This is a genomic window from Synechococcus sp. CCY 0621 (assembly GCF_019038465.1).
GTDB lineage: Bacteria > Cyanobacteriota > Cyanobacteriia > PCC-6307 > Cyanobiaceae > Cyanobium.
In genome coordinates this window covers 25544-39224 of sequence record NZ_JAFKRH010000035.1, presented here as the reverse complement: position 1 = coordinate 39224, position 13681 = coordinate 25544, and the positions used below count along the sequence as shown (strand labels likewise).

The following is a 13681-nucleotide window of genomic DNA, read 5'->3' as shown; positions in this document are numbered from 1 at the left end:
CTTGGCCCGCAGCTTCGCCCAGATGGCACGGTCTGCCGAACAGGGTGGCAACTCCGTGCTGGTGCCGAAGGTGCCGCTGGAACGTCCCCCTCTCGAGATCCACAAACTGGGCTCGAAGGAACTCCGGGCCCCGGCCCGGCGCATCAGCAAGGTGGATGCCTCCGTCCGCGACCTGGCCCGCGACATGCTGCGCAGCATGTACACCGCCAAGGGGATCGGTCTGGCGGCCCCCCAGGTGGGCGTGCACCGCCAGTTGCTGGTGATCGATCTGGATCTGGAGGAGGCGGCCACCCCACCGTTGGTGCTGATCAACCCCGAGATCACCGCCGCCGGCGCCTCCTTCAACACCTATGAGGAGGGCTGTCTGAGCATTCCCGGCGTTTATCTGGATGTGGTGCGTCCCTCGGTGGTGGAGGTGACCTACCGCGACGAGACGGGCCGCCCCCGCCGCCTCAAGGCCGATGGCCTGCTGGCCCGCTGCATCCAGCACGAGATGGACCATCTCAACGGCGTGCTGTTCGTCGATCGGGTCACCGACGAGCTCAGCCTCAACGACGGCCTGCAGCAGCATGGCTTCCACCGTTCCGACGTCCAGTCGATCCGCTGATTCCCATGCCGATGAAACCCCTGGCCGGCCTCTTCCTGGGCCTGGCCTGTCTGCTTGGCATCGCTGCCACCGGATCGATCTTCGAGCTTTCCTACGGCGAGCCTGATCTCGGCGTCCAGGTCACCCGCTGGATCCTGGCCGGCAGCCTGCCGGGGACCGTGCTGGCCCTGCTGGTGGCGATCCGCATCAACAAGCCCGCCTGAGCCCGACCCGGCTCGCTGCGCCCCCTCGGCCGGCCCGACAACCGGCCGTCCGATTGTGCCTATGGGCTGGTTTCCGGTGGTTACCGTTCATACGATTCAGGCCGCTTCGATCAACGCCGTGACCCTTCCCGTGCTCCACCGCGCAGGCCTGGCGGCCTTGACGCTGGTGGCGACCAGCCTGGCCATCACCTCCCCAGCCCCCGGCCGCGCCTCCGCCCTGTTCGCCGCCGCCGAGGTCGACCAGCAGAACTTCCTGATGGTGGCTGCCCCCATCGGCAGCAAGGGCGAAAAAGCCCAGCTCAACATCTACGAACAGCTCAAGCCCGTGCGGCCCTGCTTTGAGGTGGGTGAGGGCACGCCGGCCCCGGTGAATCCCCTGCTGGCCACCTTTGATTTCACCGGCATCTGCAACCGCTACATCGATGCCAATGGCTATTCCGTAAGGGTGGGCGGCCAGGACCTGGCCACCTCCTACCGGCTGATGGTGACCCGCAGCGGCGGCGACATGCTGCTGCTGGCCTTCCCCACCAAGGCCGGAGCCGGCCCGGAGATGGTGGTGGCCCGCACCCGCGGCAGCGCCCCGGGGTTCCTGAAGCTGCAGCTGGAGCCCGGTTGGCGGCTGATGCGTCGCCAGTTCGGCGGCCGCAACCTTGGCCACCTCTACGTCTACGCCGACAGCTGGCCGGGGACGGCGGCGACCGCCGCCCAGCCCCAGCCCACCGCTGTTGAGCCCGCCCAGCCCCCCACGGCTGCGTCCCCGTCAAGGAGGCGGCGCCGTCCTCCGTCCAGCAGCCCCTGGCCCCGCCGGCCGTGCCCCCCGCCACCAAGCTCTGAAGCGGTGGGGCGTAGCCCCACTTGCTAAGGTGCAACGCTGCGCACGTCTCAGCAGTACTTCATGACCCAGGTCACCGTCGGCGAAAACGAAGGCATTGAATCGGCCCTGCGCCGCTTCAAGCGCCAGGTGTCCAAGGCGGGCATCTTTGCCGATCTGAAGCGGCTGCGCCACCACGAAACACCCACCGAGAAGTACAAGCGCAAGGCCCAGCAGCGCCGCCGTCGCCGCTGAGCACGGTTCAGGCTTCGGATCTTCAGGTGCTTCTACCTGTTGCTTGTCCCCCCGTTCGTGGTCAGGCTGAAGGGGCCATCGCCCCAGGGTCCATGGTCCATCCGGTTGCCTCAACGGCAGGCCAGTCAAGGTCTGCCTCCCTTCTCCAGCGGCTCAGCCATTGGTTGTCCGAGACCATCAACCACGCCTGGGGCAACCCGGGGGAAGAAGCCCAGCACCGTCCGCCGGCGATTGGTGAGCAGCCCTTCACTGGCGACCCCACCGGGCGCCGCCGCCGCTGATCCCAGCGTTGGCTCAGACCTGGTCGAAGGAGCGGTAGCTGAGGGCCTCGGCGATCGCCGCCCCCGACACCCGCTCGGCACTGGCCAGATCGGCGATCGTGCGGGCCACCCGCAGCACCCGCTCCGCTCCCCTGGCGGACAGGCGCCGCTGGCTGATGGCGCGCTCCCAAAGGGCCAGGGCGTCCGGCTCGGGCGTCACGATCGCGGCAAGGGCCGGACCTTCCAGCTGGCCGTTCGCTGCCCCCGCCGGATTGCGCTGGCCCATGCGCTGCCGGGCCGCCGCCACCCGCTGCGCCACCACCGCGCTGGCTTCTCCGGCAGGCGGCCGCTGCGCTCCCTCCCGGTAGGCCCCGCCCAGGTGGTGCGCCTCCGGGCGCCGCATCACCACCTGCAGGTCGATCCGATCCAGCAGCGGGCCTGAGAGCCGTCCCCAGTGGCGGCGCCGCTGGGCTTCGCCACAGCGGCAGCTCTGGCTGGGGTCGCCGTACCAGCCGCAGGGGCAGGGGTTGGTGGCGGCCACCAGCAGCACCCTGCAGGGGAAGCGGCAGCGCTGCTGGGCCCGGCTGATCCACAACTCCCCCTCCTCCAGGGGCTGGCGCAGCTGGTCGAGCACCTCACGGCGGAACTCCGCCAGCTCATCGAGAAACAGAACGCCGTGGTGGGCCAGGCTCAGCTCCCCCGGACGCGGCAGGGCGCCACCACCGACCAGGGCAGCTGCGGAGCAGCCGTGGTGGGGGCTGCGGAAGGGGCGCTGGCGCCGCAGGCCGGCCCCCTCCCCCAGCAGACCGGCCAGGGAATGGAGCTGGGTGACCTCCAGGGCTTCCTGCTCCCCCAGGGGCGGCAGCAGCGCCGGCAACCGCTGGGCCAGCATCGTCTTGCCGCTGCCGGGCGCCCCCACCAGCAGCAGGTGATGACCGCCCGCCGCGGCGATCTCCAGGGCCCGCCGGCCATGGGCCTGGCCGCGCACCTCGGCCAGGTCGGGTCCGGCGGCCGCCGCCGCCGGCAGGGCAGGCGCGGCGGCGGGCGCCGCTCGGGGTCGCCCCGGATCCCGCAGCAGGGCCACCACCTCCACCAGGTGCCCGGCCCCCCAGACGGGCAGCCCCTCCACCAGGGCAGCCTCGGTGGCATTGGCCGCCGGCACCACCAGGGCGCGGGCCCCGTGCCGGCGAGCCGCCAGGGCCAGGGCCAGCACCCCCCGGATCGGCCGAAGCCCCCCGTCGAGGCCCAGCTCCCCCGCGCTCCAGATCCCCTCCACCGCGGTGGCCGCCAGTTGCTGGCTGGCCACCAGCAGCCCCAGGGCGATGGGCAGATCGAAGCCGGGGCCCGCCTTGGGCAGGTCGGCGGGGGCCAGGTTGACCACCACCCGGGTGAGGGGCACCCGCAGGCCACCGTTGCGCAGGGCCCCCCGCACCCGCTCCCGCGATTCCTGGGCCGCGGCATCGGCCAGACCCACCACCCTCAGCCCCGGCAGCCCCGGGGCGATGTCCACCTCCACCGTCACCGGCAGGGCCTCCAGGCCCCGCAAGGCCCCACTGCTGCACCGTGCCAACATCCCCTTCGGAGCCCACTGCCCGCTCAGTGCCACCTCCCGACCACTCCCCGGCGTCCCATGGCCAGCAGCGACACCATCTTCGGCCGCATCCTGCGCGGCGAGATTCCCTGCCAGGAGGTCTATGCCGATGACCTCTGCCTGGCCTTCCGGGATGTGAACCCTCAGGCGCCGGTGCACGTGCTGGTGATCCCTCGCGAGCCGATCGCCCAGCTGGGGGAGGCCACGGACGCACACCAGGCCCTGCTGGGCCACCTGCTGCTGGTGGCCGCCAAGGTGGCCCGCCTGGAAGGGCTTGAAAGCTGGCGCACGGTGATCAACAGCGGCGCCGAGGCCGGCCAGACCGTGTTCCATCTGCACGTGCACGTGATCGGTGGCCGACCGCTGGCCTGGCCGCCGGGCTGATGGCCGGGCGCACACCGCCGCCCCCGCCGGGTCGGGCCGGCGGAGAGAATGGCGCGATCCGCCCACGCCCATGACCCCCCTGAAGGCCCTTCGCGAGCAGCTGGGCAAGCTGCAGCGCCTGGCCCAGCCCTACTTCCTGCCCCTCGACGAAGGCGGCGGCGGCAGCGGCCAGTTCCTGCTCCTGGTGGTGGCCCTGCTGGCGGTGGTGGTGGGTTTCACCCTGTTGCTGCTCACCGGCGTGGTGGCAGCGGCCGGGGCCTGGATCCCCGAGCTGCGCAGCCGCTTCCTGCCCGGGGTGCCCGAGCAGGTGGCTGCGGTCTGGAGCGGGCCGATCGGCCTCGTGATCATGGTGCTGTTCGCCGCCGGCCTGGGCGCCTTCATCAGCCTGCGGGCCAAGCTGCGCCAGGGGCGCTGGCTGCCCTGGCTGCTGCTCGGCATCATCGCCCTGCTGATCCTGGTGATCAACGGCATCAACGTCGGCATCAGCTTCATCGCCCGGAACATCGAGAACGCCCTGGTGGCGTACAAGGCGGAAGAGTTCTGGAAGATCGTCGCGATCTACGCCTTCTGTCTGGTGCTTGCCCTGCCGATCCGCGCCATCCAGAGCTACCTGATTCCCAAGCTGGGTCTGCTGTGGCGGGAGTGGCTCAGCGGCCGCATGCTGGGCCGCTATCTCACCAACCGGGCCTACTACGTTCTCAATCCCAACGATGAATCCGTTGAGGAGATCGACAACCCCGACCAGCGGATCTCCCAGGATGCGGCCAGTTTCACCGCCACCAGCCTGAGTGTGACGGTGGAGATCATCTCCGCCCTGCTCACCTTCTTCAGCTTCATCATCGTTCTCTGGAGCATCAACCAGACCCTGGCCCTGTGGCTGCTGGGCTATTCGGTGGGGGGTACGGCCCTGATCGTGTTCGCCAGCCGCAAGCTGGTGAATCTGAACTATCAGCAGCTCAAGCTGGAGGCCGATTTCCGCTACGGCCTGGTTCACATCCGCGACAACGCCGAATCGATCGCGTTCTATCGGGGCGAGCGCCAGGAGCAGAAGGAGGGCGAACGCCGCCTTGACGGTGTGATCGTCAACTACAACCGGCTGATCATCTGGGAGGCGCTGATCAGCGTCATCCAGCGCTCCTACGACTATTTCTCCCGCTTCCTGCCCTGGTTGGTGATCGCGCCGATCTACTTCGCCAAGGAGGTGGATTTCGGTGTCTTCGGCCAGGCCAGCATCGCCTTCTCCCAGGTGCTGTTCTCGGTCAGCTACATCGTCAACAACATCGACCGGCTGGCCGCCTTCTCCGCCTCCATCAGTCGTCTCGAGGGCTTCCAGGGCAAGGTGGAGTCGATCAGTGCCGAGATGGCGGAGTTCGTGGCCGCCGAGCAGGCCTCCGCCGGTGGCGCCATGGGCGCCGGGGCCGGCGCGGTGCGCCCCGAATCGATCCTGGTCAGCAACGTGAACCTGGTGCCGCCCCGCACCAACCGCCTGCTGGTGCGCGACCTCAGCCTGGAGGTGACCGCCAACCAGCGCCTGCTGGTGGTGGGCCCCTCGGGCTGCGGTAAGACCTCCTTCCTGCGCCTGGTGAGCGGCCTGTGGCCGCCGGCCGCCGGCAACGTGCAGCGGCCGCCGGTGGGCGAGCTGATGTTCATCCCCCAGAAGCCCTACATGCTCCTGGGCAGCCTGCGGGAGCAGCTCTGTTACCCCCAGCCCACCGATCGCTTCAGCGATGAACAGTTGCGCCACGTGCTCGAGGAGGTGCGCCTGCCCGAGCTGGTGCACCGCTATCCCGACCTCGACATCAAGCAGGACTGGCCCCGGCTGCTCTCCCTCGGTGAGCAGCAGCGCCTGGCCTTCGCCCGCCTCCTGCTCAACTCGCCCCGGTTCGTGGTGCTCGATGAGGCCACCAGCGCCCTCGACGTGGCCACGGAGAAGGCGCTCTACGAACTGCTGGTGGAGCGGGAGATGGCCTTCGTGAGCGTGGGTCACCGCCCCACCCTCACCGCCTACCACGACACGGTGCTGGAGCTCGATGGCAACGGCGGCTGGCGCCTGCTCCCGGCGGCCGGCTATACCTTTGGCCGCGAGGACTGATCCGATGAGCGACCCTTCCGCCACCCCATCAGCCGACACCCCCCAGGACGCCTCCACAGCGCCCGCCACCAGCGCCACCACCTCCGAGGTGCCCGCCTTCGGCTGGAGCGGCTACGCCGAGCGGGTCAATGGCCGTTTCGCCATGCTCGGCTTCGCCGCCGTGTTGCTGGTCGAAGCCCTGAGCCACGACACCTTCCTGCACTGGGCGGGCCTGGTTCCCTGAATCAGGGCACCGCGATCAGGTCGACCTGCCACTGGCCCTGGCGGCTCACCTCCACCGCCAGCTCACGGCCGTCGGCCCGCAGAGACACCCGCCGGGGCACGCCCGGGGGCTGCAGCGGCACCGGCTGCAGGGCCATCAGGTTGCGGCGGTAGAGCACCAGCTCGGTGCGCCCCTCCAGCTGGCGCACCAGGGCCAACCGCTCACCGCGGCCATCCACTGCCACGCTCAGGGGCTGGGCGTCGGGGCGCTCCAGGCCCGGCAGGGGCACCGGCTGCTGGCGCTGCAGGTCCACCAGCTCCACCCGGTCGCGGCCGCCCCTGCTGACGATCAGGGCCAGCCAGTCGCCGGAGAGGGAGGGGGCCCGGGCGGGGCCGGCCGCCTCGAGGCGTTGATTCAGCCCCACCATGGGCTGGGGCAGGGGCGCCAGGCAGCCCGCCAGCAGCACCGGCAGGGCGCCTGCCACTGTCACCGCCCGAACAAGGCCGCCGGCGCCGAGCGTCATGGCGTGGTGGCCGGCGCCCCCCGCACCGGCAGCCCGGCGGGCAGGTCCGGCTCCAGCAGGTTGGTGAGGTCGTAGAGCTGCACCCGGGAGCGGCCGTCCCCCTCGGTGGCGATGGCGATGCGGCGGCCATCGGCGGCCAGGCTGAGGCTTTCGGGCACCAACCCGCCCGGCAGGGGCAGGCGGTGCAAGCGTCCGGTGGCCCGATCTTCAATCAACACCCGGCGTTCCGGTCCCTGCTGCACCAGCAGGGCCAGATAGCGGCCGTTCCAGCTCAGGGAGGGGGAGCGGTGGGGCTGCAGCCGGCCGAAATGGCGCAGGGGCAGCACCGTGCCGGAGGGCTGCTCCTGCAGCAGCACCGTGTCGCGCCCGTCCCGACGCACCACGCTGGCCAGCACCCGGCCGTTGCCGCTGAGGGCCGGATCCTGGCGGTCGGCACCGCCCCAACCCACCGGACCGGCGCTGCGCCGGGCCCAGCTGCCGCAGCCGGAGAGCAGCAGGGCCACCAGAGCCAGAATCAGCAGGGGGAGGCCAGGGCGAGGCCGTTGATGGGGCCGGGTGTTCAGTGGCTCAGTCGTCGAAGCGGGAGCTGTTGTCCCGGCTGCCAGCGGGTGGGCCGGCTGGGGGGTCGACAGCCGGTGGCCGGGCGCTGGGGGCGCCTGGCCGGGGCCGACCGCCGGCCATCGGGGAAAAGTCGGCATCACGGACGTCGTCGTCGGCCCCGCTGCGGGCGCTGCTGGGGCGAATCGGTGTACCCATCGGTGTTCCCTGGGGTGCACCCGGGCCGGGCTCACGGGCTGATGGGCCGGCAGGAGCTGGCGGCATGGAGCCCCGGCGGCCGGCGCGGGGAGCGCTGTCGGCGGCGGCCACCGGTCGGGAGCCACGGCGGGGTTCGGGGGCGCTGTCCCGCTCCCGTCGGCGAGCTCCGAAATCGGCGGCCTGGGAGCGACCGGAGCCACCGGCCGAATAGCGGCCAGCGGCACGTTCCGGCCGGTCGTCGATGGGATCGCGCTCCGGACGGCTGGAGGAACGCTCAGCGCGGGGGTTGTCCCAGGAATCGGCTTCCTCCCGGCGGCTGGCGGCCCGCTCGGGGATGGCGGCCCGACTGGGCCGGCGCGGCCGGTAGAAGTCGTCCTCAGGTTCCTCTCTGGAGGGGATCCGCCGCCGCAGGGGCTCTGGCTCATCGAAGCGGTCCGGATCGTCGTCGTAGCTGCGGCCGCCGCCCAATCCGCCCCGGGGTCGGAACGGGGCGGCGGGTTCTTCGTCGTCAAAGTAGGAAGAGCGCCGCGCCTGCTCCGTGGTCACCCCACGCAGGCGGACACTCTCATAGGCAAAGAAAACCGTGGTGCCGGCGAGCAGGAACTGCCCGAACTGCAGGATCGGGTCGAGGCGCCAGCCCTGAAAGAAAAGAATGCCGCCACAGAGCAACCCGATGGCGGCGAAGAAGACGTCGTAGTCCCGGGCCAGGGCCGGCTTGAAGCTCCTCATGAAGTAGAGGAAAGCTCCGCCGACCGCCAGGACGATGCCGACGATGCTGGCCCAGTTGAGGCTGGCGTTGACCACGGCGGTTCACCCGGGCGATGGACCACACTCTAAGGACCGTACCCGCGAGGTCAGCGGCAGCTCAGAGCCGCCGGTCGAGCTGGTCGTTTTGGCTGATCAGCACCAGGGCGATGGCGATGGGGATCACCACGATGACCGCGCCCCAGCCGAGGCTGCTGAGGAAGTTGGCGAGGGAAGGGGTCATGGCAGGCGTTCGCTCTGGACAGCTCGGGGGATCCTAGGCAGTGGCGGCGGCTTCCTACGATCGAGGTTCAGACGCTTAGAGCTTTGTGACGGCCCTGGCCCTTCCCGCACTGGCGCCCCTGCCCCTGCTGCACCTGGCCCTGGGGTTGGCCCTGGCGGGCTGGACCCTGTTGTTCCTGTTCCGGATCGTCCTGACCTGGTATCCGAGTGTGGATCTCACCAAGGGGGTGATGCGCCTGGTGGGGGTCCCCACCGAACCCCTGCTGGCCCTCACCCGTCGTCTGATCCAGCCCATCGGGGGGGTGGATGTGACGCCGGTGGTCTGGGTGGGGCTGATCAGTCTGCTGCGCGAGCTGCTGGTGGGTCAGCAGGGTCTGCTCACCCTGGCCCTGCTGCGCAGCCAGCTCAGCGGTTGAGCATCTCCTCTTCAACAAACTTGGTCCACACCTCGCCGCGCTGGAACTCCTGGCGATCCAGCAGGGCGAGATGAAATTCGATCGTGGTGGGGATGCCCGTGACGGCACATTCCGACAGGGCCCGGCGCATGCGGCGGATGGCGTGGTCGCGGTCGACCCCCCAGACGATCAGCTTGCCGATCAGGGAGTCGTAGAAGGGGGGAATCTCATAGCCCGTGTAGACGTGGCTGTCGATGCGCACGCCTGGCCCGCCGGGGGGAAGCCAGCCGGTGATCTTGCCCGGGGCCGGTCGGAAATTGTGGCTGGGATCCTCGGCGTTGATGCGGCACTCGATGGCATGGCCGGTGATGTGGATCTGGTCCTGGCGCACGGAGATCGGTTCGCCGCCGGCGATGCGCAGTTGCTCGGCGATCAGGTCGATGCCCGTCACCATCTCGGTGACGGGATGCTCCACCTGGATGCGGGTGTTCATCTCCATGAAGTAGAAGGCGCCGCTCTTGTCCACCAGGAACTCCACCGTGCCGGCCCCCTCGTAGTCGATGCTGCGGGCCGCGGCCACGGCCGCCTCGCCCATGCGGCGTCGCAGCTCCGGATCCAGGCCCGGGCTGGGGGCCTCCTCCAGAAGTTTCTGGTGGCGGCGCTGGATGGAGCAGTCCCTTTCGCCCAGGTGCACCACGTTGCCGTGGCGGTCGGCCAGCACCTGCACCTCCACGTGCCTGGGCCGGTCGATGAACTTCTCCATGTAGAGGCCAGGGTTGCCGAAGGCGGCCTCCGCCTCCCCCTGGGCGGCCCGGAACAGGCTGTCCAGCTGATCGGCGGCCGGCACCAGGCGCATGCCACGACCACCACCACCGGCGGTGGCCTTGATCATCACGGGGTAGCCCATCGTCTCGGCGAGGGCGGCCGCCTGGCTGGGATCTTCCAGCAGCCCCTCACTGCCGGGGATGGTGGGCACCCCCACCTGTTGCATCGTGATCTTGGCCGTCGATTTGTCGCCCATGGCCAGGATTGCGGCCGGCGAGGGACCCACGAAGATCAGGCCGTGGTCGAGGCACTTTTCGGCGAAGTCGGCGTTCTCCGCCAGGAAGCCGTAGCCGGGATGGATGGCGTCGGCGCCGCGGGAGGTGGCGGCCGCCAGGATGTTGGGAACGTTGAGGTAGCTGCGGCTGCTGGGGGCTTCCCCCACGCAGACCGCCTCATCGGCCAGTTGCACATGCAGGGCGTTTTTGTCCACGGTGCTGTAGACGGCCACAGTGGCGATGCCGAGCTCCCGGCAGCTGCGCAGGATGCGGAGGGCGATTTCGCCTCGGTTGGCGATCAGCAGTTTGCCGATGGGCATCCGTGCAGGTCCGGGCGATGAGGGCTGGCGGGGGTGCGGCCGTGCCGGGGCGGACTGTATCAGTGCTCACCGGCGCCCCCTGGCGGCGAGGGCCTTCGAGGGTGGGGGGAGCCCATGGGTATATTGCTCAACCGGTGCGGTGCTTCGGCCTGCGCCAGCCACGCGGATGTGGTGGAATTGGTAGACACGCACGTTTGAGGGGCGTGTGGCTTCGGCCTTGCGAGTTCAAGTCTCGCCATCCGCATTTTTCTTTTCCCACTTCCGTCCCCCGGAACCTGCGGTTCTCTTGACCCAGCCGTCGCCGGTCTCCGCTCCAGCCGCAGGCAGCGCGATCGTGCTGGTCAGCAATGGCCCGGGGGAACTGAGCACCTGGGTGCGGCCCCTGGCGGAGCAGCTCCATGGCCTGGAGCCCCTGCGGCCCCGCGATCCTGCCGCCAGCTGCAGCCTGCGTCTGGTGCTCGTCCCCTGCCCCAACGCCACCGGCGCCGAGCAGCGGGTGGCCGAGGGCTGGGGCCTGTTCGAGCGGGTGCTGCCGGCCACCCGATTCTGGTGGCTGCTGCTGCGGCCCCGCCGCCACGGCCCCTGGCCCGAGCGGGGGGTGGTGGTTTTCCTTGGTGGTGACCAGTTCTGGACCGTGCTGCTCTCGGCCCGGCTGGGCTACCGCCACCTCACCTATGCCGAATGGGTGGCCCGCTGGCCCCGCTGGAACGACCGCATCGCCGTGATGGGTCCCGCCGCCGCCGGCCGCCTGGCGCCCCGCTGGCGCCAGCGGGCCATGGTGGTGGGCGATCTGATGGCCGATCTTTCGGCCCTGGCCCGCCAGGACGCCCCCCTGCCCGCCGGCGACTGGGTGGCCCTGCTGCCCGGCTCGAAGCGGGCCAAGTTGCTGGTGGGGGTGCCGTTCCTGCTCGAAACCGCCGATCGGCTGGCGGCCTTGCGGCCCGGTTGTCGCTTCCTGCTGCCGGTGGCTCCCACCACCTCGGTGCGGGAACTGCTGGCCTACGGCGGGCCGTCCAATCCCCTGAACCGGCGCCAGGGGGCCGGTGAGCCCCATCGCCAGGGTGATGAGCTGGTCACGGCGGCTGGCACCCGCATCCTGCTGCTGGAGCAGCATCCCGCCCATGCCGCCCTGAGCCAGTGCGCCCTGGCGCTCACGACGGTGGGGGCCAACACCGCCGAGCTGGGGGCCCTGGCGGTGCCGATGATCGTGCTGGTGCCCACCCAGCACCTGGCGGTGATGCAGGCCTGGGACGGCTGGCTGGGGCTGCTGGCCCGGCTGCCCCTGCTGCGGCGGCTGGTGGGGGTGGCCCTCACCGCCTGGCGCATGCGTCACCGGGGTTTTCTGGCCTGGCCCAACATCTCCGCCGGCCGTGCCGTGGTGCCGGAACGGGTCGGGCCGATCGAGCCGGCCCAGATCGCCGCCGAGGCGGCCGACTGGCTGGAGCATCCCGAGCGCCTGGCGGCCATGGCCGACGACCTGCGCAGCCTGCGGGGAGCGCCGGGGGCGGTCGCTGCTGTGGCGGCGATGGTGCGGGGTCTGCTGCCGCCGACGGAGCGCCCGGGGCGGCCGTTGCGATCTGGATAGGATTTGCGCAACGATTGCCCCCACGCGGGGTTCCAGGCCATGCCGTCAAGCGAATCCACCCCCCTCCAGAGCGTCGAGCATCCCGATTGGCGGGCCCAGCTGACGCCCGAGCAATACCGGGTGGCCCGCGAGGGGGGCACGGAACGGGCCTTCACCGGTGCCTACTGGAACAACAAGGCCACCGGGATGTACCACTGCGTCTGCTGTGGCAGCGAGCTGTTCAGTTCTGCCACCAAGTTCGATTCCGGCACCGGCTGGCCCAGCTTCTGGCAGGGGGTGAGCGACGGAGCGATCACCACCCACACCGACTGCACCCACGGCATGGAGCGCACCGAGATCCGCTGCGCCAGCTGTGACGCCCACCTCGGCCATGTCTTCAACGACGGCCCAGCCCCCAGCGGCCAGCGCTATTGCGTCAATTCGGCGTCGCTGCGCTTCGCGGAGGGCTGAAGCCGCCCCCCGGCTGCTTCACCAGGGATCGTCGAGGATCTCCGGCTCCACATCCACCGGCTCCTTCGGCCGGGGGGCCGGGGCCTGGGGACGCTCTGCCCGCCGCGGCTCCCGTTCGCGCTCGGGCTCAACAACGTCCCGCCCCGGGGGATCGATCGGGGCCCTGTAGGGCTCGGGCTCGAAAGCGCGCTCGTCCCGATAGCGCTCCCGGTCGTAGCGCTCTTCTTCGTAGCGGTTGTCGTACCGGGCGGGGTTGCGCTCTCTGTCCTGGCCGTAGGGGTCGGCCGGTGCCGGACGGGGTTCGGGGCGCTGGCGCGGCTCCGGCAGGTCGTCATCGAGGTAGCGGCGCTGGCGCAGGGGCTCCCGTTCACGCCGTTCCTCCAGCTCCACGTACTCCAGTTCTTCGCTGGGCTGGAAGCTGCGGCTGGTGGCCGGCTGGATGCGGCGCTGCTCCTGGGCGGACGGTTGGCCGGCGGGCAGCTGGTTCTCGGCGGGAACGGCCCCGGTGCGGAAGCGATCCCGCTCCTCCTGTTCCCAGCTGGCGCCGCCGATGCCCAGTTTTTCCAGCAGGCCGGTGCCCAGCTGCTTGAGCTTCTCCTCGGCTCCTTCGTAGACGATGATCCGGTCCGGGCCGCTGCTGACGACTTCCCCCACGGGCATTTCCCAGGTGCTCAGCACCCCTTCCCCCAGCAGGGGAACGCCGAGGGCCCCGATCACCAGGGTGGTGAGCTCACCGGTTTCGATGTCGAAGCTGAAACCGAGCACCCGGCCGAGCTGTTCGCCCGATTCCGTGATCACCTGGCAGTTGATGACCTTGCTGTAACGCTCGGGATTGAACCCCTCGGCCAGGGAATCGACGGAATCCACCAGGATCACGTCCCCCACCTGGCGGATGCGATCCAGCGGCATCCAGCGGGGCAGGCCCGGCAGGAAGCGGGTGAGGGGGTTGTCGCGCAGGCCCAGGGCCACCACCTCGCGCCGGTCGATGTCGACCACCACCTCACCGACGACGCCCAGCCGCCGGCCGGTGTCCCGGGTGATCACCTGGGTACCCATCAGTTCGGATCGCAACCAGAGGCGGTCGCTGCTGGCAGTGGGCTCGGTGGAGGGGGGAATCGGGGAGGTCAAATCCGGAGATCGGGGCTGGACGGCAGGGGGAACGGGAGCGACTGCACGGCCTGGAACAGCCTGGTCGGCCCATTGTGGCCCACGCGGTCGGC

General features: G+C 70.5%; 18 protein-coding genes and 1 tRNA gene. 12 read left to right on the top strand and 7 right to left on the bottom strand.

Annotated elements, in window-relative coordinates; all coding sequences use genetic code 11:
* Nucleotide 1 precedes the first annotated feature (1 nt).
* The 5 genes from def (at nucleotide 2) to KUG43_RS11790 (ending at nucleotide 2157) form a co-directional block, all read left to right on the top strand.
* Nucleotides 2-607, top strand: coding sequence for a peptide deformylase (gene def, locus KUG43_RS11810; RefSeq protein ID WP_216909281.1), 606 nt, complete (start codon nucleotides 2-4; stop codon nucleotides 605-607).
* Nucleotides 608-612: 5 nt separating this feature from the next.
* Nucleotides 613-810, top strand: coding sequence for a hypothetical protein (locus KUG43_RS11805; RefSeq protein WP_216909279.1), 198 nt, complete (start codon nucleotides 613-615; stop codon nucleotides 808-810).
* Nucleotides 811-886: 76 nt separating this feature from the next.
* Nucleotides 887-1672 (top strand): DUF3747 domain-containing protein, encoded by a 786-nt coding sequence (locus KUG43_RS11800; protein ID WP_353618018.1) that lies wholly within the window; start codon nucleotides 887-889, stop codon nucleotides 1670-1672.
* Between the two features lie 33 nt (nucleotides 1673-1705).
* Nucleotides 1706-1876 carry a 30S ribosomal protein S21 gene (rpsU, locus tag KUG43_RS11795; protein WP_006172073.1) on the top strand — a complete coding sequence of 57 codons (171 nt, stop codon included), beginning with the start codon at nucleotides 1706-1708 and terminating at the stop codon, nucleotides 1874-1876.
* 92 nt (nucleotides 1877-1968) lie between these two features.
* The gene (locus KUG43_RS11790) at nucleotides 1969-2157 is read left to right on the top strand and encodes a hypothetical protein (protein ID WP_216909367.1); all 189 of its coding nucleotides are present in this window, start codon (nucleotides 1969-1971) and stop codon (nucleotides 2155-2157) included.
* Nucleotides 2158-2170: 13 nt separating this feature from the next.
* Here KUG43_RS11790 and KUG43_RS11785 read toward each other — a convergent pair whose 3' ends face one another.
* On the bottom strand, nucleotides 2171-3709 hold the full coding sequence (locus KUG43_RS11785) for a YifB family Mg chelatase-like AAA ATPase (protein WP_216909275.1): 1539 nt from the start codon (nucleotides 3707-3709) through the stop codon (nucleotides 2171-2173).
* 57 nt (nucleotides 3710-3766) lie between these two features.
* Here KUG43_RS11785 and KUG43_RS11780 point away from each other — a divergent pair, with 57 nt between their 5' ends.
* From KUG43_RS11780 to KUG43_RS11770, 3 genes are all read left to right on the top strand, one after another.
* The gene (locus KUG43_RS11780) at nucleotides 3767-4111 is read left to right on the top strand and encodes a histidine triad nucleotide-binding protein (protein ID WP_216909273.1); all 345 of its coding nucleotides are present in this window, start codon (nucleotides 3767-3769) and stop codon (nucleotides 4109-4111) included.
* Nucleotides 4112-4181: 70 nt separating this feature from the next.
* Nucleotides 4182-6203: an ABC transporter ATP-binding protein/permease gene (locus tag KUG43_RS11775; RefSeq protein ID WP_216909271.1), complete on the top strand. Its 2022-nt coding sequence runs from the start codon at nucleotides 4182-4184 to the stop codon at nucleotides 6201-6203.
* Between the two features lie 4 nt (nucleotides 6204-6207).
* Nucleotides 6208-6426: a CAB/ELIP/HLIP family chlorophyll-binding protein gene (locus KUG43_RS11770; protein WP_216909269.1), complete on the top strand. Its 219-nt coding sequence runs from the start codon at nucleotides 6208-6210 to the stop codon at nucleotides 6424-6426.
* Between the two features lies 1 nt (nucleotide 6427).
* Here the strand turns inward: KUG43_RS11770 and KUG43_RS11765 are convergent, their stop codons facing one another.
* From KUG43_RS11765 to psbX, 4 genes are all read right to left on the bottom strand, one after another.
* Nucleotides 6428-6928, bottom strand: a complete 501-nt coding sequence (locus KUG43_RS11765) for a TolB-like translocation protein (protein WP_216909267.1) — start codon at nucleotides 6926-6928, stop codon at nucleotides 6428-6430.
* The gene (locus KUG43_RS11760; protein ID WP_353618017.1) at nucleotides 6925-7431 is read right to left on the bottom strand and encodes a TolB family protein; all 507 of its coding nucleotides are present in this window, start codon (nucleotides 7429-7431) and stop codon (nucleotides 6925-6927) included. Before KUG43_RS11760 ends, KUG43_RS11765 begins: the two co-directional genes overlap by 4 nt.
* Before the next feature lie 64 nt (nucleotides 7432-7495).
* Entirely contained in the window at nucleotides 7496-8488 is a 993-nt protein-coding gene (locus tag KUG43_RS11755) for a Ycf66 family protein (RefSeq protein ID WP_216909265.1), read from the bottom strand.
* Between the two features lie 61 nt (nucleotides 8489-8549).
* Nucleotides 8550-8672: a photosystem II reaction center X protein gene (gene psbX, locus KUG43_RS11750; protein ID WP_216909263.1), complete on the bottom strand. Its 123-nt coding sequence runs from the start codon at nucleotides 8670-8672 to the stop codon at nucleotides 8550-8552.
* Nucleotides 8673-8757: 85 nt separating this feature from the next.
* Between psbX and KUG43_RS11745 the strand changes: the two genes are divergently transcribed.
* A complete protein-coding gene (locus tag KUG43_RS11745) occupies nucleotides 8758-9087 on the top strand; it encodes a YggT family protein (RefSeq protein ID WP_216909261.1) in 330 nt (109 codons plus the stop codon).
* On the opposite strand, the gene accC is transcribed toward KUG43_RS11745, so the two are convergent.
* Nucleotides 9077-10426: an acetyl-CoA carboxylase biotin carboxylase subunit gene (gene accC / locus KUG43_RS11740; RefSeq protein ID WP_216909259.1), complete on the bottom strand. Its 1350-nt coding sequence runs from the start codon at nucleotides 10424-10426 to the stop codon at nucleotides 9077-9079. The genes KUG43_RS11745 and accC overlap by 11 nt on opposite strands.
* 162 nt (nucleotides 10427-10588) lie before the next feature.
* Here accC and KUG43_RS11735 point away from each other — a divergent pair.
* From KUG43_RS11735 to msrB, 3 genes are all read left to right on the top strand, one after another.
* Nucleotides 10589-10670 (top strand) — tRNA-Leu (locus tag KUG43_RS11735).
* A gap of 42 nt (nucleotides 10671-10712) precedes the next feature.
* The gene (locus KUG43_RS11730) at nucleotides 10713-12011 is read left to right on the top strand and encodes a glycosyltransferase family protein (RefSeq protein WP_216909257.1); all 1299 of its coding nucleotides are present in this window, start codon (nucleotides 10713-10715) and stop codon (nucleotides 12009-12011) included.
* 39 nt (nucleotides 12012-12050) lie between these two features.
* Nucleotides 12051-12461 (top strand): peptide-methionine (R)-S-oxide reductase MsrB, encoded by a 411-nt coding sequence (gene msrB, locus KUG43_RS11725; RefSeq protein ID WP_216909255.1) that lies wholly within the window; start codon nucleotides 12051-12053, stop codon nucleotides 12459-12461.
* Nucleotides 12462-12479: 18 nt separating this feature from the next.
* Here the strand turns inward: msrB and KUG43_RS11720 are convergent, their stop codons facing one another.
* Nucleotides 12480-13589, bottom strand: a complete 1110-nt coding sequence (locus KUG43_RS11720; protein WP_216909253.1) for a PRC-barrel domain-containing protein — start codon at nucleotides 13587-13589, stop codon at nucleotides 12480-12482.
* Nucleotides 13590-13681: the final 92 nt, after the last annotated feature.

Bases quoted from the DNA above. Each gene is read 5' to 3' on its own strand.
- accC (WP_216909259.1), bottom strand. From the start codon at position 10,426: ATGCCCATCGGCAAACTGCTGATCGCCAACCGAGGCGAAATCGCCCTC.
- KUG43_RS11765 (WP_216909267.1), bottom strand. From the start codon at position 6,928: ATGACGCTCGGCGCCGGCGGCCTTGTTCGGGCGGTGACAGTGGCAGGC.
- rpsU (WP_006172073.1), top strand. From the start codon at position 1,706: ATGACCCAGGTCACCGTCGGCGAAAACGAAGGCATTGAATCGGCCCTG.
- KUG43_RS11790 (WP_216909367.1), top strand. From the start codon at position 1,969: ATGGTCCATCCGGTTGCCTCAACGGCAGGCCAGTCAAGGTCTGCCTCC.
- KUG43_RS11785 (WP_216909275.1), bottom strand. From the start codon at position 3,709: ATGTTGGCACGGTGCAGCAGTGGGGCCTTGCGGGGCCTGGAGGCCCTG.
- psbX (WP_216909263.1), bottom strand. From the start codon at position 8,672: ATGACCCCTTCCCTCGCCAACTTCCTCAGCAGCCTCGGCTGGGGCGCG.
- KUG43_RS11805 (WP_216909279.1), top strand. From the start codon at position 613: ATGCCGATGAAACCCCTGGCCGGCCTCTTCCTGGGCCTGGCCTGTCTG.
- KUG43_RS11775 (WP_216909271.1), top strand. From the start codon at position 4,182: ATGACCCCCCTGAAGGCCCTTCGCGAGCAGCTGGGCAAGCTGCAGCGC.
- KUG43_RS11780 (WP_216909273.1), top strand. From the start codon at position 3,767: ATGGCCAGCAGCGACACCATCTTCGGCCGCATCCTGCGCGGCGAGATT.
- msrB (WP_216909255.1), top strand. From the start codon at position 12,051: ATGCCGTCAAGCGAATCCACCCCCCTCCAGAGCGTCGAGCATCCCGAT.
- KUG43_RS11770 (WP_216909269.1), top strand. From the start codon at position 6,208: ATGAGCGACCCTTCCGCCACCCCATCAGCCGACACCCCCCAGGACGCC.